We start from the raw sequence: 19,712 nt of genomic DNA, 5'->3' as shown, positions 1-19,712 counted from the left end.
CGAGCCCTATCCCTGGTGTGACGTACGTCTCTAGCCTGAGGCGGCTCCGCACCGCGGAAGCCGGTCCCAGATCTCATCGGAGGTTTCCGTGCCCCGTCTCACCGCCCGCGTCGCCAAGGTCGCCGCGACTCTTCTCCTTCCCGCGTCCCTGCTCTCGGCAACATCGTTGATGGCCTCCCCCGCACACGCCGACGGCCCCGGCAGCGGCACGCCGTGGATGGTCACCGTGGGTGACAGCTACGTCTCCGGGGAAGCCGGCCGCTGGGCAGGCAACAGCAACTCCGGCGAGTCGCTCATCGATGCGGGCGGCAGCGCGACGTACTTCGACAACGCCACCCACACCGCGGAGACGATCAACCGGTGCCACCGCAGCACGGCCGCCGAGGCATACCTCGGTGGTGGCGTGAGCGGGCTCAACCTGGCCTGTTCCGGGGCGATGGTCAACACGACCACCTCCAGCGGCTACTTCAAGCCCGGGATCGACTTCTACTCCAGCGGCAGCAACCAGGGCCAGGCCCTCATGCTGCAGGGCTTCGCGGCGAGCCACAACGTCAAGGCCGTGACGATCGGCATCGGCGGCAACGACTTCAACTTCGCCGCCATCGTCACCCAGTGCGTCCAGGACTTCCTGGCCTCGCCGTCCTGGTTCAAGGACTACTGCAAGGACGACGCGGTCGTCACCAACGCGATGGCCGCGAGCAACGTCGCCGCGGTGCGCGCCCGGATCGCCACCGCCTTCCAGAACGTACGCACCGCCATGCGCAACGCGGGCTACGCCGACAACGCCTGGACCCTGATCGTGCAGAACGTACCCTCGCCGCTGGCGACCTCCTCGGTCTACCGCTACAGCGAGTCCGGCTACACCCGTCAGAACACCGGCGGCTGCGGCTTCTGGAACGCGGATGCCGACTACGCGTACAACACGATCCTGCCCACGATCAACAACGCGATCTCGGGCGCGGCGACCGACTCCGGGCTGACCAACATCAAGACGCTCAACGTCACCAGCGCGTTCGCCGGCCGCCGGCTGTGCGAGAACACCGTCGGCCTCCTCGAGGAGAAGGGCCTCTCGAGCTGGCAGGTCGCCGGTGCGGTCGACAAGACCGAGTGGGTCAACCAGATCCGCACCGTCTCCACCGCGAGCGGCAACTACTACATCCAGGAGAGCCTGCACCCCAACTACTGGGGCCAGCTCGCCCTGCGCAACTGCCTGCGCCAGGCCTACAACGCCGGTACGCCGCGGTCCGGCACCTGCACCCACGGCACCGGTCTCAACGCCAACGGCGAGCCCAACATGACCCTCAGCTGAAAGTAGAACCACGCCGAGTCGGCGCGTTGTAACGCGCCCACTCGGCGGGAGGTCACTCGGCGAAGGACTCCACCGGCGGGCAGGAGCAGACCAAGTTGCGGTCGCCGTAGGTGTTGTCGATACGGGCCACCGGCGGCCAGTACTTGTCGGGGTCGATGCCGCGCGGGAAGACGGCCTCCTCGCGCGAGTAGGCCCGGTCCCAGTCGCCGACGAGGGCGCGGGAGGTGTGCGGGGCGCCGCGCAGGACCGAGGTCTCGGCGGTCCACTCGCCCGAGCCGACCCGGTCGATCTCACCCTTGATCGCGATCATCGCGTCGATGAACCGGTCCAGCTCGCCGAGGTCCTCGGACTCGGTGGGCTCGACCATGAGGGTGCCGGCGACCGGGAAGGACATCGTCGGGGCATGGAAGCCGTAGTCGATGAGACGCTTGGCGACGTCGTCGACGGTGACTCCGGTCTCCTTCGTGATCGGCCGCAGGTCGAGGATGCACTCGTGCGCGACCAGGCCGGTCTCGCCACGGTAGAGCACCGGGAAGTGCTCGTTCAGGCGGGACGCGACGTAGTTCGCCGACAGCACCGCCGCCGACGTCGCCCGGGTCAGACCCTCGGCGCCCATGAGCCGGACGTAGGCCCACGAGATGGGCAGGATCCCCGCCGAACCGTACGGGGCGGCCGAGATCGCACCGATGCCCGAGCGCTTGGCGGCGTCCGGGTGCAGCGAGTGCGACGGCAGGTAGGGCGCGAGATGCGAGCGGACGGCCACCGGACCCACCCCGGGGCCACCGCCGCCGTGCGGGATGCAGAAGGTCTTGTGGAGGTTGAGGTGGGAGACGTCCCCGCCGAACTCGCCGGGCTTGGCGTAGCCCAGGAGCGCGTTGAAGTTGGCGCCGTCGATGTAGACCTGACCACCGGCCTCGTGCACCAGCGAGCAGACCTCGGTGATGCCCTCCTCGTAGACCCCGTGGGTCGAGGGGTAGGTCACCATGATCGCGGCGACGTTCTCGCCGTGAGCGTCCAGCTTGGCCCGCAGGTCGTCGAGGTCGACGGTGCCGTCCTCCGACGACTTCACGACCTCGACCTTCATCCCAGCCATCACGGCCGAGGCGGCGTTGGTGCCGTGCGCCGAGGAAGGCATCAGGCAGATCTTGCGGTGGCCCTGGCCCTGCGCGTCCAGGTAGCCACGGATCGCCATCAGGCCGGCGAACTCGCCCTGCGAGCCGGCATTCGGCTGGATGGAGACCTCGTCGTAGCCGGTGACCTCGGCCAGCCAGCCCTCGAGCTCCCCGACGAGACGCGTGTAGCCGGCGGCGTCCTCGGCGGGCACGAACGGGTGCAGGTCGGCGAAGCCGGGCAGCGAGATCGGCTCCATCTCGGTGGTCGCGTTGAGCTTCATGGTGCACGAGCCGAGCGGGATCATGCCCTTGTCGAGCGCGTAGTCGCGCGCCGCCAGCTTGTGCAGGTAGCGCAGCATCTGGGTCTCGCTGTGGTGCGCGTTGAAGACCTCGTGGGTGAGGTAGTCGGTGGTGCGGAGCAGACCGTCGGGCAGCGCGCTGGCCGTGGTGCGGTCGATCTCGTCCAGGTCCGCGCCGGAGACGCCGAAGGCGTTGAGCACGGCGGACAGGGTCGAGCGGGTCGTCGCCTCCGAGGTCGAGATGCCGACGGTGTCGGCGTCCACGAGACGAAGATGTACGCCGAAACGACGCGCCGCGGTGACGACATCGGCCGCCCGCCCGGGGACGGTGACACCCAGCGTGTCGAAGAACGACTCCGAGACCAGCGGGAGCCCGGCCGACTTGAGCGCGGCGGCCAGGACGGCGGCGTAGCGGTGCGTGCGGGTCGCGATCGACCGCAGCCCGGCGGGGCCGTGGTAGACGGCGTACATGGAAGCACCGACGGCCAGCAGCACCTGCGCGGTGCAGATGTTGGAGGTCGCCTTCTCGCGGCGGATGTGCTGCTCACGCGTCTGCAGCGCGAGCCGGTACGCGGGCCGCCCCTCGGCGTCGACGGAGACGCCGACCAGGCGACCGGGCAGGTGCCGCTCGATCCCCGCGTGGACGGCCATGTAGCCGGCGTGCGGGCCACCGTAGAAGAGCGGGATGCCGAAGCGCTGGGTCGAGCCGACGACGACGTCGGCGCCGAGCGTGCCGGGCGCTTCCAGGACGGTGAGAGCGAGCAGGTCGGCGGCGACGACGGCGAGCGCACCCCGCTCATGGGCGGCGTCGATGACCGGCTTGAGATCGGGGACGCGCCCGGAGGCACCCGGGTACTGCACCAGCACGCCGATCACGTCACCCTCGGGCAGGCCCTGCGAGAGGTCGGCCACGACGACCTCGAGGCCCATCGCCTCGGCGCGTACCTTGACGACCTCGATCGACTGCGGCAGCGCGTCGGCGTCGATCACGAACGGACCGGATCCCTTGCGGTTGGCGCGGTGAACCAGTGCCAGCGCCTCGGCGGCCGCGGTGCCCTCGTCCAGGAGCGACGAGTTGGCGACCGGCAGACCGGTCAGGTCGCCGACCATGGTCTGGAAGTTGATGAGCGCCTCGAGGCGGCCCTGGGAGATCTCGGGCTGGTAGGGCGTGTAGGCGGTGTACCAGCTCGGGTCCTCGAGCACGTTGCGGCGGATCACCGGCGGCGTCACGGTGGCGTGGTAGCCGAGCCCGATCATCGCCTCGCCCGGCTTGTTGGAGGCCGCGATCTCCCGCGCCAGCGACGCGACCTGGGCCTCGCTCAACGCGGCCGGCAGGTCCAGCGACTCGACCGAGCGGATCCCCGCCGGGACGGCTGCGTCCATCATCGCGGCTACCGAGTCGTACCCGAGCCGCGCGAGCATGGTCGCCTCGTCAGCGGCCGAGAGCCCGACGTGGCGCTCCACGAACGGGGAGGCGGCATCGAGCTCGGACAAGGTGGGCGTGTCGGACACAGTGGCTCCTGAGGGCATCTAAGTAAGACAACTCGTACGCCCTCCCCCTCTGTCACGCGCGGATGCACCGCTTCAGAGTTGCCTGGTCCGCACAGTCGTGGGTGCCTGAGAGTTTCCGGGGAGGAATTGCCCCTTCGGCGCCCCTTCGAGAGGAGCTCTCCCGTGCGGGATGGTCAGCACCACCAGCATAAACGACAGCACCCCGAGGTCCCGTCTCCGCGGGGCCTCGGGGCTGGTGTCGACTGAGTCCTAGATCACCCGGCGTTGCGCGCGGCGCGGCGGGCGGAGAGCTCGTCGGACATCGAGGCGACCTGCTCGCCGTCCTCGGCCGTGCGCTCGCTGGGGAGCTCGGAGAGCGTGCCCTCGATCTCGCGCCAGACGCCACCGATGGCGATCCCGAAGACGCCCTGCCCGCCCTGGAGCAGATCGATGACCTCGTCGTTGCTGGTGCACTCGTAGACCGAGGCGCCGTCGCTCATCAGGGTGACGCGGGTCAGGTCGTCGGTGCCACGCTCACGCAGGTGGTGCACGGCGGCACGGATCTGCTGCAGCGAGATCCCGGCGTCGAGGAGCCGCTTGATGACCTTGAGGATCAGGATGTCTCGGAAGGAGTAGAGCCGCTGGGTGCCGGAGCCGGTGGCCCCACGCACGCTCGGCTCGACCAGACCGGTGCGAGCCCAGTAGTCGAGCTGCCGGTAGCTGATCCCAGCCGCATTGCAAGCCGTCGGGCCGCGGTAACCGGTGTCGCTCGGCAGAGGCGAGACATCGTCGGTGAAGAGAAGGCCCTGCTCGTCAGCCTGCTCCGCCGCGCGTTGCGCGTCGTCGGCGCCGTGGCCGGGCTTCTGCTCGTGGTCGAACACGATGTCCTCCATCGTCTACTCCGTTGCGCGTAACTCCACTCGGGGAATGAACGGCTGCGGCGGGGGGACCACATCGTTGGAGTTACAACAGAGACAACTACAAGGTAAGCGTCGCAAGGGCCCTGGTCAAAGAACCCCTCCGGCGTGTCGTTCCCCCTAACCCTCAAGTAGAGGATGAGGGTCTGCGCGCCCCGCCCGTCGACGCCAGCGCGGTCAGCGTCAGCACGACGGCCCCGACGAGAAGGCAGGCCTGCATCCCGGACAGGGTGAGGAAGCCCGTCGCACCGGCACCGAGACCCCCGAACACGGCCACCGCGATCGCTCCGCCGGTCTGCCGGAACGTGCTGAGCACGCCGGTGGCGACGCCCACCCGGGCGGGCTCGACGGCATCGATCAGGTCGGCGGTGACGACGGTGATGGCCAGTGCGCCACCCGTGGCCAGCGGGATGAGCAGGACGAGGACCAGCCAGACCGGTGTGGAGGTGGTGAGCGGGCACAGGACGAGCATCGCCACCGCGAGGATCAGCTGACCGCCGACGATGAGCGGCCGCCGACCGACGGCGTGCGCGAGCCGCGGTGCCAGCACGTTGGCACCGGTGGTCAGGACCGCCGGGATGACGAACATCAGCCCCGCCTCGGCGCCGCTCCAGCCCCGAACCTGCTGGTAGTAGAGACCGAGCAGGAAGATCCCGCCGTAGAACCCGAAGTTGATCCCGAAGCCGGCGACCAACGCGACCATCACGCGGCCTCGGCCCAGCAGCCCGAGCGGCAGCACCGGCGCTGCGGATCGACCCTCGACGACGACGAACGCCACCGCCGCCGAGACCGACGCCGCACCCGCGAGCAGGGCACTCGCGTGCCAGCCGGTGTGACCGGCCTCGATGACGGCGTACGTCAGCGCGGACAGCGCGACCACGGCGAGGGCCTGGCCCGGGAGATCGAGCGGTACCTGGCGGCGCACGGGCCGGATCCGCAGACCCGCCAGCAGGGCGACGATGAGGATCCCGATCGGCACGTTGACCAGGAAGACCCAGCGCCAGCCGGCGTACTCGCTCAGCAGGCCGCCGGCCACCGGACCCAGTGCCATGGCGGCCGATCCGCCGACGGTCCACACCGCGATGGCATGTGCGCGGGCCCCCGCGTCGTCGTACGCCACCCTGACCAGCGCCAGCGACGCCGGCATCACCAGCGCCGCGGCGGCGCCCTGGAGCACTCGCGCGGCGATGAGCGCCGGCATCACCGGAGCGGCCGCGCAGGCCAAGGACGCCACCGTGAACAGCACCACCCCCAGCGCGTAGGCCCGCACCGGTCCGACCCGGTCGGTCACCGCTCCCGCCGAGAGCATCAGCGCCGCGAACATCAACGTGTACGCGTCCACCACCCACTGCAGGCCGGCCATGCCGCCACCCAGATCCCGATGCAGATAGGGCAGGGCGATGTTCACCGCGGAGACGTCCACGGTGATCACCGTGAAGCCCAGCAGCGCGGCGAGCAGCGCTCGAACGCTCCCCAGCCGCGTCGGCGCCGGGCCGCCGGTCGACGCCTCATGGGCGAGTACGGTCATCGGATTCCTCCTCCGGTTCGTGATGCCGGAAAGTCTGGTCGCGCCTCGCGCACAGAGGCAGACCGTGTGATGCCGCGGTGCCGCCAGGGGTGGGTATGGCACGGCCCCTCACGCGGGCCGGACGTGCGGCACACTGGTGGGGATGAGCGAGATGGCTGCGACTGAGCTCGGGCGCTACCTGCGCGCCCGGCGGGCACGGGTGACCCCCGAGGAGGCGGGCCTGCCCGCGGGCACCGGGGTGCGGCGTACGCCTGGCCTGCGGCGTGAGGAGCTGGCCGCCCTCGCGGGCGTGTCCGTCGACTACTACACCCGGTTGGAACGGGGTCGGGAGACCAACCCGTCGGCGTCCGTCCTGGACTCCCTGGCCCAGACGCTGCGCCTGAGTGGCGACGCCCACGAGCGGCTGCACGAGCTCGCCGAGGTCGCCTCGGGACGCTTCGGCGAGCCCCGGGCGACGACCGATCTGACCGTACGTCCCTCCGTGCTCGTCATGCTCGAGACGTTGCGTCCGCTGCCGGCCTTCGTGGTCAGCCGGCACAACGACCTGCTGGCGTCCAACCTGCCCGGGCGGCGGCTCTACCCCGGCCTGTGGGACGGTCCCACCGAGCACCGCAACCTGACCCGCTACCTCTTCCTCGACCCGGTAGGACGGCACCTGCTCGACCCGTGGCACGAGACGGTGGCCGGCTCGGTCGCCAACCTGCGCGCCGTCGGCGGCACCGACGTCGACTCCCCCCGCCTGGCCGCGCTCGTCGGCGAGCTGCTGCTCAAGTCACCCGAGTTCGCCGGGATCTGGGAGCTCTACGACGTGTGCGAGCGCAGCGGGGGCACCAAGACGTTCGAGCATCCGCGGGTGGGCCGGATGACGCTCACCTACGAGGTCATGCAGCTGGCCCGCACCGGCGGCCAGCGCATGGTCGTCTACCAGGCGGAGGCCGAGACGGTCGACGAGAAGGCGATGCTGGCCCTGAGCGAATGATCCGCCCTAGTGGGACTCGAAGTCCTCGGGGGTGATCTCGTCGAGGAACTCGCGGAACTTCTCGATCTCGTCCTCCTGCTCGGCCGGGACAGCGAGCCCCGCCTCGTCGAGGACCTCGTCCGAGACCACGATCTTGGTCCCCGTCCGCAGCGCCAGCGCGATCGAGTCCGAAGGCCGAGCGCTCACCTCGACGCCGGAGGCGAAGACCAGGTTGGCGTAGAAGACGCGGTCGGTGACCGAGGTGATCTGCACCTCGGTCAGCTCGTTGCCGGTCGCCTCGAGCACGTCCTTGAGCAGGTCGTGGGTCAGCGGACGGGGCGGAACCACGCCCTGCTGGGCGAAGGCGATGGCGGTCGCCTCCACCGCGCCGATCCAGATGGGCAGGTATCGCTCACCCGCCACCTCGCGCAACAGCACGATCGGCTGGTTGGAGGGCATCTCCACTCGGACTCCGAGCACATCGACCTCGCGCATGTCATCCACCCTACCCGTCTCCAGGTCGCGACAGCAGCCCGGTTGACCGGCGACACGAACCGAGTCAGCGGTCGCGCAGGCCCGACTTCACCAAGGTGGCGTGCAGACGGACCGCCAGGGAGGCGATCTCGCTGCCGATCTCCTCGGCCCGGCCCTGCGCTCCGGCGTTCCCGGGGCGCCGCAACGGCGCCACGATCTGCTCGATGAGGCCGACCTCGCGGTCGGCGGCGGCCTTCATGCCGCGCAGGTGACGAGGCTCGATGCCGAACTCGGCCAGCTCCTTGGCCGTGCGCGCGATCGCGAGGGCGTCGGTGTCGTAGTGACCGCTGCGCAGCGGCACCACCAGCGCCATCTTCTCCAGCTCGGTCAGCAGCACGTCGTCGACCTCGGCCACCTTGAGGAGCTCACGCCGCGAGATCCTCATGTTGTCCGTACGCCGGAACGACTCCGCCCCGGGCGCGCCGCTGGGAGTCAGGGCGACCGTCGGGACCGTGGGCACGGTCGGCTCGATCGCCGGCGGCTCGAGGCCGCGGTCGATCGCGTCGAGGTGATCGCCGATGACCTTGAGCGGCAGGTAGTGGTCACGCTGCATCCTCAGGACATAGCGCAGCCGCTCGACATCACGGCGGGAGAACTTGCGGTAGCCCGCGGGCGTACGCTCCGGCTTGATCAGTCCCTTGTCCTCGAGAAACCGGATCTTCGGGATGGTGACCGTGGGAAAGTCCGGACGCAACTGGTCCAGGACCTGCCCGATGTTGAGCCGCTCCCCCGAGTCGCTAGCCGGCCGTTGAGGGTCAGGCATCGCGGCGGCGGCCATCGGCTACGCCCCTTCGTGCCCGGCGTAGAAGACGAGCCGGAACTTCCCGACCTGGACCTCGTCGCCGTCCGTGAGGACGACCTTCTCGATCCGGTCGCGGTTGACGTAGGTGCCGTTGAGGCTGCCGACGTCGGAGACCTCGAAGGTGTCGCCGGTGCGCGCGAACTCGGCGTGGCGACGCGAGACGGTGACGTCATCGAGGAAGATGTCGCTGTCCGGGTGGCGACCCGCGACCACGGTGTCCTGGTCAAGCAGAAAGCGGCTTCCGGCACCGGGACCACGCTGCACGACGAGCATGCCGTTGCCCCTCGGCAGGGCCTCGACGGTGGCCGCCTCGATCGGGCTGAGCACCCGGTCAGAGGTGTCGGCGTCAGCCCCGAGCTGAATCGTCGAGGTCTGGTCGGTCCCGGTCAGGCTTACGCCACACTGCGAGCAGAACCGCGCTTCGTCGGGGTTCTGGCTGCCGCAAGCGGGGCACACGGACATTTTTGAGCTCCAGGTTCATCGAGGGCCGGGCACCTACCCTCAAGTGAGCGTTGAGGGATGGTATCCGCAACCTATCAGGTCGGCCCAGGTGTTCGGTTGAGTTACGCGTCGAGTGATGCCTCGTACGCCGCGGCGTCGAGGAGGCTCTCCAGCTCGGCAGGATCGGACGGTGTGACCTCGAACAGCCAGCCACCGCCGTAGGGGTCGTCGTTGACCAGCTCGGGCGTGGCGTCGAGCGATCCGTTGACCGCGACGACCTCGCCGGAGATCGGCGCGTAGATGTCGCTGACCGACTTGGTCGACTCGAGCTCACCGCAGCTCTCGCCCGACGTGATCGTGTCGCCGACGGCCGGCAACGACACGTAGACGATGTCGCCGAGAGCGTCCTGGGCGTAGTTGGTGATGCCGACCCGTACGGAGCCCTCGGTCTCGCCAGGGTTGCGCAGCCACTCGTGCTCGCTGGTGTACTTCAGGTCCTCGGGGTACACGGCCATCTCCTCATCAGGCGTACTGGTCTGGCCGCGGAAGATCGTCCCGCGAGCCGGTTGTCGAAACCCTACTGCGCCCCACCGACGAAACCGTCAGCGGGACACGGTGTGAATCGACTCGATGTCGATCTTCTCCTCCGGCTCCACCTTGACCTCCGCGCCCTGCTCCTCGAGCTGGTCCTGCGGGCCCTGGTAGAAGTCGATCGCGCCGGCCAGCGTGTCGGGCGGGCCGATCACCTTGAGCCGGTAGGGCGGGCTGATCAGCTCGCCGCCGACGTTGAGTCCCTGGCCGGGCTGGCTGACCTCGATCGAGGACGACGCGACCAGGCGCACGGCCTCGCCATCGGCACCCTCGATCTCCATCGCCTCGGCGCCGCTCGTACGCAGCTCCTCGATCAGGTCGAGGAGCGCGGTCAGCCGCAGCGGATCGGTGCCGGGGTCGATCTCGATGGTGATCCCCGGACCGCTGACCGGCACCGTCCCGGCGATCACCCGGAGCGTGTCGACCTGCTCCTCGGCACGCTGGAGCGCGGTCTGCTGCTGGAGGGTCTGGTCCTCGAGCTCGTCGCGGGTCCCCTCGAGCTCCTCGATCTGCTCCTGGGCCTTCTGCGTGGTGCCGGCCAGGCCGGAGAGGATGTCGATCAGCTCCTGCTCGCGCAGACCGGCGTACGTCGAGTCCTCGGTGTTCGTCTGGACCTGCACCACCGCGGCGTAGCCGAGTACGCAGAGCAGGACCGCCACGGCCACCTGGCCGCGCCGGAAGTGGGTGAGCGCGTCGAACAGCCGCGCCCGGCCGACCAGCGGCCCCGGCTCCTCCTCGGGCTCATCCGGTTCACCCGCCTCGTCAGCCTCGTCGACCTTCTCGGTCTTCGGAAGCTCCTCGGCGTCGGCGACCTCCTCGGCCTCGTCGGCCTGTTCAGGCTTCTCGTCTCCAGCCGCGTCCACGACCTCGTCGGGCTCCGGGCTGTCCGAGGGCTCATCGGCCTTCTCGGCCTCCGGCTCCTCGGTCTCCTCGGGCTCTGCTGCCTCCGCCGCAGCAGGTTCGACGTCGTCCGCTTTCTCGGTGGACTCGACCGGCGCGTCGTCCGTTTCCTCGGCGTCGTCCGCCTCCTCGGGCTCGCGTGCGGAGGATTCCTCGGCCACCTGCTCCTCGGGTTCGTCGACAGCCTCGTCGGACGCAGCCTCATCAGGTGCGTCCGTCTCCGACTGCTCCTGGGCCTCCTCGGCCTCGGCCGACTCGGTCGACTCGGCAGACTCCGCGGGCGCCTGCTCAGCAGGCGGCGTACCTTCGTCCGAGACCTCGGGCGTGGCGGCGTCCTCGGTGACGGTCTCCTCCTCGGGCTCGGCAGGCTTCTTCGCCGGCACCTTCTTAGCCAGCGCCTTCTTCGCCGGGGTCCGCTTCGCCGGTGGCCTCCTCTTCCGGTCAGGCATGGAAGATGTGCCTCCGGATGGCTGCGACGTTGGTGAAGATGCGGATGCCGAGGACGACGATGACGCCGGTGGACAGCTGGCCGCCGACGCCGAGGCGGTCACCGAGGTAGACGATGCCGGCGGCGATGACGACGTTGCTGATGAACGAGACGACGAAGACCTTGTCGTCGAAGATGCCGTCCATGAACGCGCGCAGCGCACCGAAGACCGCGTCCAGGGCGGCAACGACGGCGATCGGCAGGTAAGGCGCCAGACCGACAGGCACCTCGGGCTGGAAGAACAGTCCCAGCACGATGCCGATCACTAGGCCGATGACGGCGATCATTCTTCGCGGTCCCCTTCGCTGTTCTCTTCGGAGTCTTCGTCGGTGTTGTCGGTGGGCTTCTCGGAGCCCTGGGTGCCCTTGGACTTGGCCCCGAGGTGGGTCAACTCCAGCAGATCAGGCGGCGCCGCGGGAAGGGTGAGCCGGTCGATGTTCTCGACGTCGTAGGGCATCCCGTAGTCCTGCGTCGTGGTGTGAATCATCGCGCCGGAGACCGTCTCGGCGAAGCGTGCGGCCAGCGTACGCGTGTCGCCGATGGCCGACACCTCATAGGGCGGCGAGAGCGAGACGTCGTTCATCCGCAGGGTGGAGCCGGAGGTGATCACGCCGCTGCGCGGGGTGACCCGCTGGCCGTCGACGGCCACGGCGGTCGCCCCCGCCTGCCACAGTCCGTTGACGATTACGGCGAGATCGTAGTCGCGGACGGTGCCGCCCTCGCTGCCGTCGGCGGCGTTGTCGATCGTGATCCTGATCCCCGAGCCGGTCACCGGGGCGAACCCGGTCTCCTCCGCGGTCGCCGCGGCGCTCGAGGATGCCGACTCGGCCCGCAGGCCGAGCGCGCTGAGCGCCGACTCGCGGCTCTGGTTGTCCTCGCGCAGCTCCGAGATCTCCTGATGCAGGTCGGCGATCCGGTCCTGGCGCTGCTCGATGCGGTCGACCAGGACCTGCCTGCTGGTCTGGCGGATGTCCTCGTTGCGGGAGGTCTGCACCGCGGCGGTCGTGGCCAGCAGCGCGAACAGCCCGACCACCACCATCGCCCACAGCCCCGGCCGGCGACGCCGGGTCGGCTCCTCCCCCGCGGGCTCGCGCCGCTCGGCGGCGGCCATGTAGTCGGAGTCGATCGCCTGATCGGTGATGCGGTCCAGCAGTGGCTTGGTGACGTAGGCGCGCAGGTCCTCGGAGCCAGGGATCTGGTCAGGCACGGGTCGCCCCGCCCTTCTCCCGCGGCGGCGTGGTGGCCATCAGCCGACGCGCCTCCTGGGCGTAGAGGACCAGGCTCCACCAGAGCAGCAGGATCCCCCACAGCGCGAAGGCCCATCCGAAGGCCTGCGCCACCTGGATCGCCAGGCTCGGCTCCAGGCCGAGATCGAGCGTCTCGGGGATGTCGTGGCTGAGGTAGAGCAGCGGGAAGGAGGCCAGCAGACAGAACGCGGCCACCTTGCCGAGGAGATGGACCGGAAGCGTACGCACCCCACGGCTGCGCAGTGCCGGGATCATCGCCAGCAGCCCGACGAGCCGCAGCGGCACCAGCAGCGCGATCGGCCACGGCATCACGTCGATCTGCCAGAGCGCGAGGGTCGCGGCCAGGACGAAGACGGTGCTGGCCACCACGTCGAGCAGCTCGCCCGAGCGGCGGCGGCCCAGCTGCTTGCGGTTGAGCCAGCTGTCGAGCAGGTCGGTGACGATCGCGAGACCGAACGCGGACAGCGCGATCGTGTCGTCCTCGGCGATCATCACCGCCCACAGCACCACCGGCGCGTAGACGAGCCGCAGGATGCTGAGCAGCTTGCCGAGCACGGGCTGGTTGCGGTCGGCCGAGCCACGGGGTCGCCGCCGAGCGTCCCGGCCAGGTTGCAGGCGGGGATCACCGGATCGACGGTTGGGCATCTGCGGGCTCTCCTCTGTCACCAGACGCGGCACGAGCCAACCCTAGTCGGTGGGGGTGGAGTCATCGGCGTGGGCGGCGTCGCGGATCTCACCGACCAGCTCCTCGATGACATCCTCCAGCGTCGCCAGCCCGATCGTGCTGCCGTCCTCACGGACGACCCGGGCCAGGTGGGCGCCGCGGCGCTGCAGGGTCTCGAGCGTCTCGTGGAGCGCGTCGTCGGGGGTGACCGTCGCGAACGGGCGGACCCACTTGTTCTGGACGGGCTGCCGGCGGCGTACGTCATCGGGCTCGAGTACGTCCTTGATGTGAAGGTAGCCGACCAGGTCGCCGCTCTCGCCCGCGACCGGGAACCGGCTGTAGCCGGTCGAGGCGCATACCGCCTCGATGTCGGCACCCGAGGCGCCGCGCGGCACGATCGTCCACTCGGAGATCGGGATGGTGACCTTGGCGACCGTCTTCTCGGTGAAGCCGAGCGCCCCGGCCAGACGGCCGTACTCGTCCTCCTCCAGGAGCCCCTCTCCGCGGGACTCCTCGACCATGGCGGCCACCTCCGCCCGGGTGAAGGCCGAGCTCACCTCGTCCTTGGGCTCGATGCCGAGCGCCCGGATGCACACGTTGGCGACGTAGTTGAACGCGACGATGATCGGGCGCAGCACGTAGACGACCGCGTAGATGGCCGGGCCGAGGACCAGGGCGGCCTTGTCGGGACCGGCCAGCGCGATGTTCTTCGGCACCATCTCGCCGACCACCACGTGCAGATAGGTGACCACGAGCATCGCGATCACGAACGCGACCGGATGGTGGAAGGCCTCGGGCAGGCCGATCAGGTCGAAGCCGGGCTCGAGCAGGTGGGCGAGCGCCGGCTCGGTGATCGCCAGCAGCAGCACCGAGCAGACGGTGATGCCCAGCTGGGCACCGGCCATCATCAGGCTGATGTTCTCCATCGCCCGCAGCGTGATCCTGGCCATCTGCGAGCCTGCCTGGGCGGCCGGCTCGATCTGGCTGCGCCGGGCCGAGACCAGGGCGAACTCCGAGCCGACGAAGAAGCCGTTGGCGAGCAGCAGCACCAGGCCGAGCAGGAGTCCTGTCGTCGTACTCATCAGCCGATCACCTGCATCGAGATCCGGTCGATCCGGCGGCCTTCCATGACCTCCACGGTCAGCTTCACGTACCTCGCGTACACATCGTCGTCATCGGAGTCCGGCGGCGGGTTGCCGGGGACGGTCAGCTCGGTGGAGGCACCGCGCTCGGGGATGCGGCCGAGCAGGCTCAGCATCAGACCGGCGACGGTGTCGTAGTCCTCGCTCTCGGGCAGGGCGACACCCGTGATGTCCTCGACCTCGTCGGGACGCAGCAGCCCCGACAGCGACCAGCCGCCGTCGCGGCGCAGCCGGGCTCGGGCGCTGAGCGGGTCGTGCTCGTCTGCGATATCGCCCACGATCTCCTCGATCACGTCCTCGAGCGTGACGATGCCGGCCTGGTCGCCGTACTCGTCGAGCACCACGGCCAGCTGGAACCCCTCGGCGCGCAACAGCGCCATCAGCGGGTCCAGGCGCAGCGAGTCGGGCACGACCACCGGCGGCACCATCAGGTGCTTGACCTTGGCCGTGGGCCGCTCGTGCACCGGCAGCGCCACGGCCGCCTTGACGTGCACGGTGCCGACCACGGCCTCGCGGTCGTCGAGCACCGGGAAGCGGGAGTTGCCCGTACGCCGGGTGAGCTCGATCAGCGCCTCGGCGCGGTCGTTGTGGTCGAGGCTGTGGACGCGTACGCGCGGGGTCATGATCTCCCCCGCCGTGCGGGTGCCGAACTCGACCGAGCGCTCCATCAGCTCGGCGGTGTCGGCGTCGAGGGTGCCCTCGTGAGCGCTGCGTTGGATCAGCGAGGAGAGCTCGGCCGAGCTGCGCGCCGAGCGCAGCTCCTCCTGCGGCTCCATGCCCAGGCGGCGAACGATCGCGTTGGCGGTGCCGTTGAGCACCCTGATCGGGCCGCGCATGATCCGGGTGAAGGCCCGCATCGGCCCCTGGGTGACGCGCGCGGTCTCCAGGGGCAGTGCCAGCGCGAGGTTCTTCGGGACGAGCTCACCGAAGAGCATCGTCACGATCGTGGAGAGGGTCAGCGCGATCGCCACCGCGATCCCCGTCACCGCACCCTCCGGCAGCCCGGTGGCGAGCAGCGGCGCGTCGATCAGCTCGGCGATCGCCGGCTCCGACATCCAGCCGATGCCGAGGTTGGTCACGGTGATGCCGACCTGCGCGCCGGAGAGGTTGCTGGAGAGCTCCTTCATCGCGCTGAGTACGCCTTGGGCGCGCTTGTCGCCCTGCTCGGCGGCCATCTCCACCTGGGAGTGGTCGACCGTGACCAGGGAGAACTCGGCGGCCACGAACACACCGCAGGCGGCGACCAGCAGCAGGGCCAGGAGGATGAACAGGACCTCGGTCATCGCACCGACCTCGACTGGTACGGCCGCGAGTCACACAGCGGGCATGGATATTGGCCGGGTTGCGGTCCGTCCATCGGGGTTCAGATCGTCCTTAGCTGTTGGAAGTGCGGTCAGCCTACATGGCTGTGGTTGCGCCTCCTGCGTTTGCTGTGCGGGGGCCTGAGGGACGTGTCGTGTTCCGGACACGGTTGTCCAGAACGAGGCTGTGAGCCTTGACACATCTCGCCCGTTCGTCAACTCTTACGCGGCAGTAACCGACGAATCACGAGCCGAGGGAGCCCCCTTGACCATGTTCTCAGCCTCAAGACGTACGTTCCTCGCCGGAGCCGGTGCCGCTGGTGCCGCCGCGTCCGGGCTGCTCGCCGGTCCGGCAGCCGCCACCTCGCCCCGTCGCGTACGGCTGGTGCGGGAGGAGCACCGGGCGGTCGTCATCGGGTCTGGCTTCGGTGGCGGGGTGGCCGCGCTGCGACTGGCCGAGGCCGGCGTACCTGTCACGGTGCTCGAGCGGGGACGCCGCTGGCCGACGGGCCCGGACGCGCAGACCTTCCCGACGGTGCGCTCGCTGGACAAGCGGGTGCTGTTCCACACCACCGCACCCGAGGCGCTCAAGCCGCTGCAGAAGCTGCTCGGCACTCCCCTGAACTTCGGTCCGTACGTCGGCCTGCTCGAGCCCGTCCTCGGCCAGAACATGCTCGCGATGTGCGCAGCCGGCGTCGGCGGCGGCTCGCTGGTCTACCAGGGCATGACGCTGCAGCCCTCCGCCGAGGTCTTCAACACCTGGTTCCCGAACGAGCTCGACTACGAGCTCATGGACCGGGTCCACTACCCACGCGTGGCCAAGATGCTCGGCGCCGCGACCGCGCCCGACGAGCTGATCGCCTCGGACAGCTACCGGGTCTCGCGTACATTCGGCGAGCGCGTGGAGGCCGCCGGCTATGACCTGCAGAAGATCCCGATGCCGATCGACTGGTCCTACGCGCTGGCGGAGCTGCGGGGCGAGATGGCTCCCTCCTACACCAACGGCGACTGCGCCCTCGGCGTCAACAACGGCGGCAAGCACTCCGTCGACGTCACCTACATCGAGCAGGCCGAGGCCACCGGACTGGTGCACGTCGCCACCCGGCACAACGTGACGAGCGTGGCCCGGGCCGCCGACGGTCGCTGGGAGGTCCATGTCGATCGCACCGACGACGCCGGCGACGTGGTGGAGCAGAAGATCCTGACCACTCGCGCGCTGGTCATGGCGGCCGGCTCGCTCAACACCAGCAAGCTCCTGGTGCGTGCCGCGGCGACCGACACCATCCCGGACCTTCCCGAGCAGCTCGGCAAGGGCTGGGGCACCAACGGCGACCGGATCTACATGTGGCGCCCCTTCGACGAGAATCTCACCGGTACGCAGGGTGGTCCCGTCGTCTACCAGAGCCAGGACTGGGCCGACCCGACCAGGGCCAACACCGTCATCCAGGCATCGTTGCCACCACTCCCCCTCGGCCTCGACCTGGGCGCCACGATGCTGGTCGGCTTCGGCGTCAGCGCCGACCGCGGCAGCTTCCGCTACAGCTCACTGACGGACTCGGTGAGCCTGCGCTTCCCCTTCGGTGGCGACTCGGCGAGCTATCGCGCCATCCACGAGCGGGTCTCGAAGATCAGCGGTGGCCTCGGCGCCCTGATCGACACCAACGCCATCGTCAACAGCACCTGGCACCCGCTCGGCGGCGCGAACATGGGCACCGTCTGCGATCTCGACGGCCGGGTCCAGGGCCAGGACGGCCTCTATGTCCTCGACGGCGCGCTCATCCCCGGCACCACCGGAGCGTGCAACCCGTCGATGACCATCGCCGCCGTCGCCGAGCGCGCGATGGACAACATCGTCGCCAAGGACGTCGGGACCGTCATCTGACAGTGCCTGCTGGTCCCGAAACGGGACCAGCAGGATCATGCAATGCAAAATTCTGCAGATTTTGCCGAAAGGGGGTGACAACCCCTTAGGTGATGCGGCAACATTGTTCTTGCCCCGCTGGTGACCCGAGACGCCAGCGGGGCTCTTACGTTTTCCCACCACCTCATGCGAGCTTCTGGGCGACCTCGTTGAGGTTGGCCCGCAGCTTGGCGCGGTAGGCGTCGTGCTGCTCGGGGAGTCTGGCGTCGCAGAACGCGGCCAGGTCGGGTCCGGTGACCTCCAAGACGCTGCGGCCGACAGCGGCCTCGGTCTCGAACAGGTCGAGGACCTCACGCAAGATGGCGACGATGTCCATGCCGTCGCCGGCGGTGAAGCGCCACATGTAGCTCTTCATCTCCGCGTAGACGGTGCGGTAGTCGGCCGGCAGTTCGGCGGCGCGGGCCTCCATGCGCTTCCAGTCCTTCTTGTCGCCTACGAGGCGGTTGAGGAGGTTGTTCATGGTGGTGCTCCTTCTTCGGTGTTTGTTCAGTCCCTCGTGGGGCCGATGGAAGAAGCGTGCAGCCCTGACGCAGCGTCAAGGTCAAGCACCGATCCGAAGAAACTTTCCACCGGTCGCGACCCTCAGGCCGCCAGGGTGTGGTCGAGGATCAGGTCGCGCAGCCTGAGCTCGGCGGGCGACAGTGACGCTGGGTCCGGTGCCCGAGTGTCGGGTTGTGACTCCGGTGACCGAATGTCGGGCAGTGGGTACGGCGGCCAGGTGTCGGGTGGCGGGCTGGTGTAGGTGTGGCCCGTGGGTGTGATGGTGATGATGCTGCCGTCGGGTCCTGGTCTGGCTTGCCAGCCGAGGGCTTCTTTGGCTTGGTTGCATCGTTCGCACAGCCCCTGCAGGTTCTCGACGCTGGTGGTCCCGCCGTCTGCGTGGCGTTGGATGTGGTCGATGTTGCGGATCGGGGCATCACACCCATTGGTGCGACAGGTCCCGCCGTCTCGGGTGGTGATGAACTCCGCGAGTCCGTCGGGGGCCTTCCGTGCGCGGGACTCCATGGCGACCATGCGGCCGGCCGGGTCGGTGAACAGTCTGCGGACGAACACCTCCGCATCAGCGAGCGCCTCGCGGGCCCAGGCGGCGGGGACGGGTCCGTAGCCCTCGACCATGGCGGGCTGGTCGCCATCGTTGGCGAGGGAGTCGGCACTCATCACGATCTTGACCTCGATCCGAGGCTGGACTCCCTCAGCCCGACCCGTGACGCGTTCGACCAGGGTGTCGGCCATGACCTGACCACGGGTCCGCTCATCACCAGCGGCCGCCGCGCTCTTCGCGGCCTGATCGAGCGCGGCGAAGACCGCGACCCCGTCTTTGACGGGGAGCAGGGCGCCGAGCCAGGTCATCGTGTCTGGTGCCGGCCGCAGCCTGACCCGACGGTCCTTGGTTGCGTTCGCGGCCCTCGCAACCACTGAGGCCTGGTCGAGAGTGATGGCGAGCTTCTTGGCGGCGTTCTCGAGCTGCCGCAGGCCCATCACCACCGCTTTGGCGGGCTGACCGTCGGGTCCGGGGGCGCAGAGCCGGTGGTCGATGACGCGACGGTGCTCCACCGAGAGGCACGCCGTTTCGCGGGCAAGGATGGTGGCCTGCCACTGGGAGAACAGTCCCGCCCTCATCAACGCGAAGGTGTGCGGCATCTCGGCGATCAGGATCTTCGCCAACCCGAGCAACTTCGCGCCGCGTTCGGGTGAGACCCGTCGCGCCAACGCAACCTGGGAGGCCACCCCTTCACCAAGCTTCCGGGCAGGAACACCAGCCTCTGATTGACGCTCGCGGAGCGCTTCCTCCAGACGTACCGCCGCCTCTGCCTGAACGGCCTCGGCGGTGCACTTCACGGCCTCGAGGCGACTGATCCAGTCGACCAGCTCACCCTCGGACGCACCCGGAGGCGGCCCGTCGAGGAGGCGGTCGATGGTCTCGTACATAGCCGTCATTATATGCGATCAAGCACCACAGCGCGACTCATTTGTGCTGGTCAGATGACAGTTACGCAGTCAGCGAACAAGACACGTGAACTCCGCGCCACTCTCTCGCCGCCGCCCCGATACAGGCGAAATCTTTCTC

At 69.3% G+C, this 19,712-nt stretch carries 18 protein-coding genes and 1 riboswitch; of the genes, 3 read left to right on the top strand and 15 right to left on the bottom strand.

Annotation, left to right across the window (positions count from 1 at the left end; translation table 11 throughout):
- Nucleotides 1-88 precede the first annotated feature (88 nt).
- Nucleotides 89-1,309 carry a hypothetical protein gene (locus ACFV9G_RS09385; RefSeq protein ID WP_378727054.1) on the top strand — a complete coding sequence of 407 codons (1,221 nt, stop codon included), beginning with the start codon at nucleotides 89-91 and terminating at the stop codon, nucleotides 1,307-1,309.
- A 52-nt stretch (nucleotides 1,310-1,361) separates the two neighbouring features.
- Here ACFV9G_RS09385 and gcvP read toward each other — a convergent pair whose 3' ends face one another.
- From gcvP to ACFV9G_RS09370, 3 genes are all read right to left on the bottom strand, one after another.
- A complete protein-coding gene (gene gcvP / locus ACFV9G_RS09380) occupies nucleotides 1,362-4,250 on the bottom strand; it encodes an aminomethyl-transferring glycine dehydrogenase (protein ID WP_378727052.1) in 2,889 nt (962 codons plus the stop codon).
- Between the two features lie 64 nt (nucleotides 4,251-4,314).
- Nucleotides 4,315-4,405: riboswitch (glycine riboswitch) on the bottom strand.
- An 81-nt stretch (nucleotides 4,406-4,486) separates the two neighbouring features.
- On the bottom strand, nucleotides 4,487-5,104 hold the full coding sequence (locus ACFV9G_RS09375) for a MerR family transcriptional regulator (RefSeq protein WP_378727050.1): 618 nt from the start codon (nucleotides 5,102-5,104) through the stop codon (nucleotides 4,487-4,489).
- Between the two features lie 151 nt (nucleotides 5,105-5,255).
- Complete coding sequence (locus ACFV9G_RS09370) at nucleotides 5,256-6,656, bottom strand: MFS transporter (RefSeq protein WP_378727048.1); 1,401 nt, start codon at nucleotides 6,654-6,656, stop codon at nucleotides 5,256-5,258.
- Nucleotides 6,657-6,798: 142 nt separating this feature from the next.
- Here ACFV9G_RS09370 and ACFV9G_RS09365 point away from each other — a divergent pair, with 142 nt between their 5' ends.
- On the top strand, nucleotides 6,799-7,635 hold the full coding sequence (locus ACFV9G_RS09365; RefSeq protein WP_378727046.1) for a helix-turn-helix transcriptional regulator: 837 nt from the start codon (nucleotides 6,799-6,801) through the stop codon (nucleotides 7,633-7,635).
- A 6-nt stretch (nucleotides 7,636-7,641) separates the two neighbouring features.
- Here ACFV9G_RS09365 and ACFV9G_RS09360 read toward each other — a convergent pair whose 3' ends face one another.
- The 10 genes from ACFV9G_RS09360 to ACFV9G_RS09315 all read right to left on the bottom strand — a co-directional run bounded on the left by ACFV9G_RS09360 (nucleotide 7,642) and on the right by ACFV9G_RS09315 (nucleotide 15,705).
- Nucleotides 7,642-8,109: a bifunctional nuclease family protein gene (locus tag ACFV9G_RS09360; protein WP_091042032.1), complete on the bottom strand. Its 468-nt coding sequence runs from the start codon at nucleotides 8,107-8,109 to the stop codon at nucleotides 7,642-7,644.
- A gap of 64 nt (nucleotides 8,110-8,173) precedes the next feature.
- Entirely contained in the window at nucleotides 8,174-8,926 is a 753-nt protein-coding gene (locus ACFV9G_RS09355) for a MerR family transcriptional regulator (RefSeq protein WP_378727044.1), read from the bottom strand.
- A 3-nt stretch (nucleotides 8,927-8,929) separates the two neighbouring features.
- A complete protein-coding gene (locus tag ACFV9G_RS09350; RefSeq protein WP_378727043.1) occupies nucleotides 8,930-9,412 on the bottom strand; it encodes an FHA domain-containing protein in 483 nt (160 codons plus the stop codon).
- Between the two features lie 101 nt (nucleotides 9,413-9,513).
- Entirely contained in the window at nucleotides 9,514-9,900 is a 387-nt protein-coding gene (gene gcvH, locus ACFV9G_RS09345) for a glycine cleavage system protein GcvH (protein ID WP_378727041.1), read from the bottom strand.
- 93 nt (nucleotides 9,901-9,993) lie between these two features.
- Entirely contained in the window at nucleotides 9,994-11,331 is a 1,338-nt protein-coding gene (locus ACFV9G_RS09340; protein WP_378727039.1) for a DUF881 domain-containing protein, read from the bottom strand.
- Entirely contained in the window at nucleotides 11,324-11,656 is a 333-nt protein-coding gene (locus tag ACFV9G_RS09335; protein ID WP_008359542.1) for a small basic family protein, read from the bottom strand. Before ACFV9G_RS09335 ends, ACFV9G_RS09340 begins: the two co-directional genes overlap by 8 nt.
- Nucleotides 11,653-12,576 carry a DUF881 domain-containing protein gene (locus tag ACFV9G_RS09330; protein WP_378727037.1) on the bottom strand — a complete coding sequence of 308 codons (924 nt, stop codon included), beginning with the start codon at nucleotides 12,574-12,576 and terminating at the stop codon, nucleotides 11,653-11,655. Before ACFV9G_RS09330 ends, ACFV9G_RS09335 begins: the two co-directional genes overlap by 4 nt.
- On the bottom strand, nucleotides 12,569-13,261 hold the full coding sequence (locus ACFV9G_RS09325; RefSeq protein WP_378727035.1) for a CDP-alcohol phosphatidyltransferase family protein: 693 nt from the start codon (nucleotides 13,259-13,261) through the stop codon (nucleotides 12,569-12,571). The genes ACFV9G_RS09330 and ACFV9G_RS09325 overlap by 8 nt, the downstream gene beginning before the upstream one ends.
- 42 nt (nucleotides 13,262-13,303) lie before the next feature.
- Nucleotides 13,304-14,362 (bottom strand): hemolysin family protein, encoded by a 1,059-nt coding sequence (locus ACFV9G_RS09320; RefSeq protein WP_378727033.1) that lies wholly within the window; start codon nucleotides 14,360-14,362, stop codon nucleotides 13,304-13,306.
- Nucleotides 14,362-15,705, bottom strand: coding sequence for a hemolysin family protein (locus ACFV9G_RS09315; protein WP_378727031.1), 1,344 nt, complete (start codon nucleotides 15,703-15,705; stop codon nucleotides 14,362-14,364). Before ACFV9G_RS09315 ends, ACFV9G_RS09320 begins: the two co-directional genes overlap by 1 nt.
- Nucleotides 15,706-15,994: 289 nt before the next feature.
- Between ACFV9G_RS09315 and ACFV9G_RS09310 the strand changes: the two genes are divergently transcribed.
- The gene (locus ACFV9G_RS09310) at nucleotides 15,995-17,605 is read left to right on the top strand and encodes a GMC oxidoreductase (RefSeq protein WP_378727208.1); all 1,611 of its coding nucleotides are present in this window, start codon (nucleotides 15,995-15,997) and stop codon (nucleotides 17,603-17,605) included.
- Nucleotides 17,606-17,768: 163 nt separating this feature from the next.
- Here the strand turns inward: ACFV9G_RS09310 and ACFV9G_RS09305 are convergent, their stop codons facing one another.
- Complete coding sequence (locus tag ACFV9G_RS09305; protein WP_378727029.1) at nucleotides 17,769-18,104, bottom strand: DUF1048 domain-containing protein; 336 nt, start codon at nucleotides 18,102-18,104, stop codon at nucleotides 17,769-17,771.
- Between the two features lie 122 nt (nucleotides 18,105-18,226).
- Complete coding sequence (locus tag ACFV9G_RS09300) at nucleotides 18,227-19,573, bottom strand: DUF222 domain-containing protein (RefSeq protein ID WP_378727027.1); 1,347 nt, start codon at nucleotides 19,571-19,573, stop codon at nucleotides 18,227-18,229.
- Nucleotides 19,574-19,712: the final 139 nt, after the last annotated feature.

This window comes from Nocardioides sp. NPDC059952 (genome assembly GCF_042730435.1).
Taxonomy (GTDB): Bacteria; Actinomycetota; Actinomycetes; order Propionibacteriales; family Nocardioidaceae; genus Nocardioides.
This window is presented reverse-complemented; position numbering and strand designations above follow the sequence as displayed.

What these genes read in the sequence shown, in the direction of transcription:
- gcvP (WP_378727052.1), bottom strand. Translation starts at nt 4,250, where the DNA reads ATGCCCTCAGGAGCCACTGTGTCCGACACGCCCACCTTGTCCGAGCTC.
- ACFV9G_RS09375 (WP_378727050.1), bottom strand. Translation starts at nt 5,104, where the DNA reads ATGGAGGACATCGTGTTCGACCACGAGCAGAAGCCCGGCCACGGCGCC.
- ACFV9G_RS09370 (WP_378727048.1), bottom strand. Translation starts at nt 6,656, where the DNA reads ATGACCGTACTCGCCCATGAGGCGTCGACCGGCGGCCCGGCGCCGACG.
- ACFV9G_RS09365 (WP_378727046.1), top strand. Translation starts at nt 6,799, where the DNA reads ATGAGCGAGATGGCTGCGACTGAGCTCGGGCGCTACCTGCGCGCCCGG.
- ACFV9G_RS09360 (WP_091042032.1), bottom strand. Translation starts at nt 8,109, where the DNA reads ATGCGCGAGGTCGATGTGCTCGGAGTCCGAGTGGAGATGCCCTCCAAC.
- ACFV9G_RS09355 (WP_378727044.1), bottom strand. Translation starts at nt 8,926, where the DNA reads ATGGCCGCCGCCGCGATGCCTGACCCTCAACGGCCGGCTAGCGACTCG.
- ACFV9G_RS09350 (WP_378727043.1), bottom strand. Translation starts at nt 9,412, where the DNA reads ATGTCCGTGTGCCCCGCTTGCGGCAGCCAGAACCCCGACGAAGCGCGG.
- ACFV9G_RS09340 (WP_378727039.1), bottom strand. Translation starts at nt 11,331, where the DNA reads ATGCCTGACCGGAAGAGGAGGCCACCGGCGAAGCGGACCCCGGCGAAG.
- ACFV9G_RS09335 (WP_008359542.1), bottom strand. Translation starts at nt 11,656, where the DNA reads ATGATCGCCGTCATCGGCCTAGTGATCGGCATCGTGCTGGGACTGTTC.
- ACFV9G_RS09325 (WP_378727035.1), bottom strand. Translation starts at nt 13,261, where the DNA reads ATGCCCAACCGTCGATCCGGTGATCCCCGCCTGCAACCTGGCCGGGAC.
- ACFV9G_RS09320 (WP_378727033.1), bottom strand. Translation starts at nt 14,362, where the DNA reads ATGAGTACGACGACAGGACTCCTGCTCGGCCTGGTGCTGCTGCTCGCC.
- ACFV9G_RS09315 (WP_378727031.1), bottom strand. Translation starts at nt 15,705, where the DNA reads ATGACCGAGGTCCTGTTCATCCTCCTGGCCCTGCTGCTGGTCGCCGCC.
- ACFV9G_RS09310 (WP_378727208.1), top strand. Translation starts at nt 15,995, where the DNA reads ATGTTCTCAGCCTCAAGACGTACGTTCCTCGCCGGAGCCGGTGCCGCT.
- ACFV9G_RS09305 (WP_378727029.1), bottom strand. Translation starts at nt 18,104, where the DNA reads ATGAACAACCTCCTCAACCGCCTCGTAGGCGACAAGAAGGACTGGAAG.
- ACFV9G_RS09300 (WP_378727027.1), bottom strand. Translation starts at nt 19,573, where the DNA reads ATGTACGAGACCATCGACCGCCTCCTCGACGGGCCGCCTCCGGGTGCG.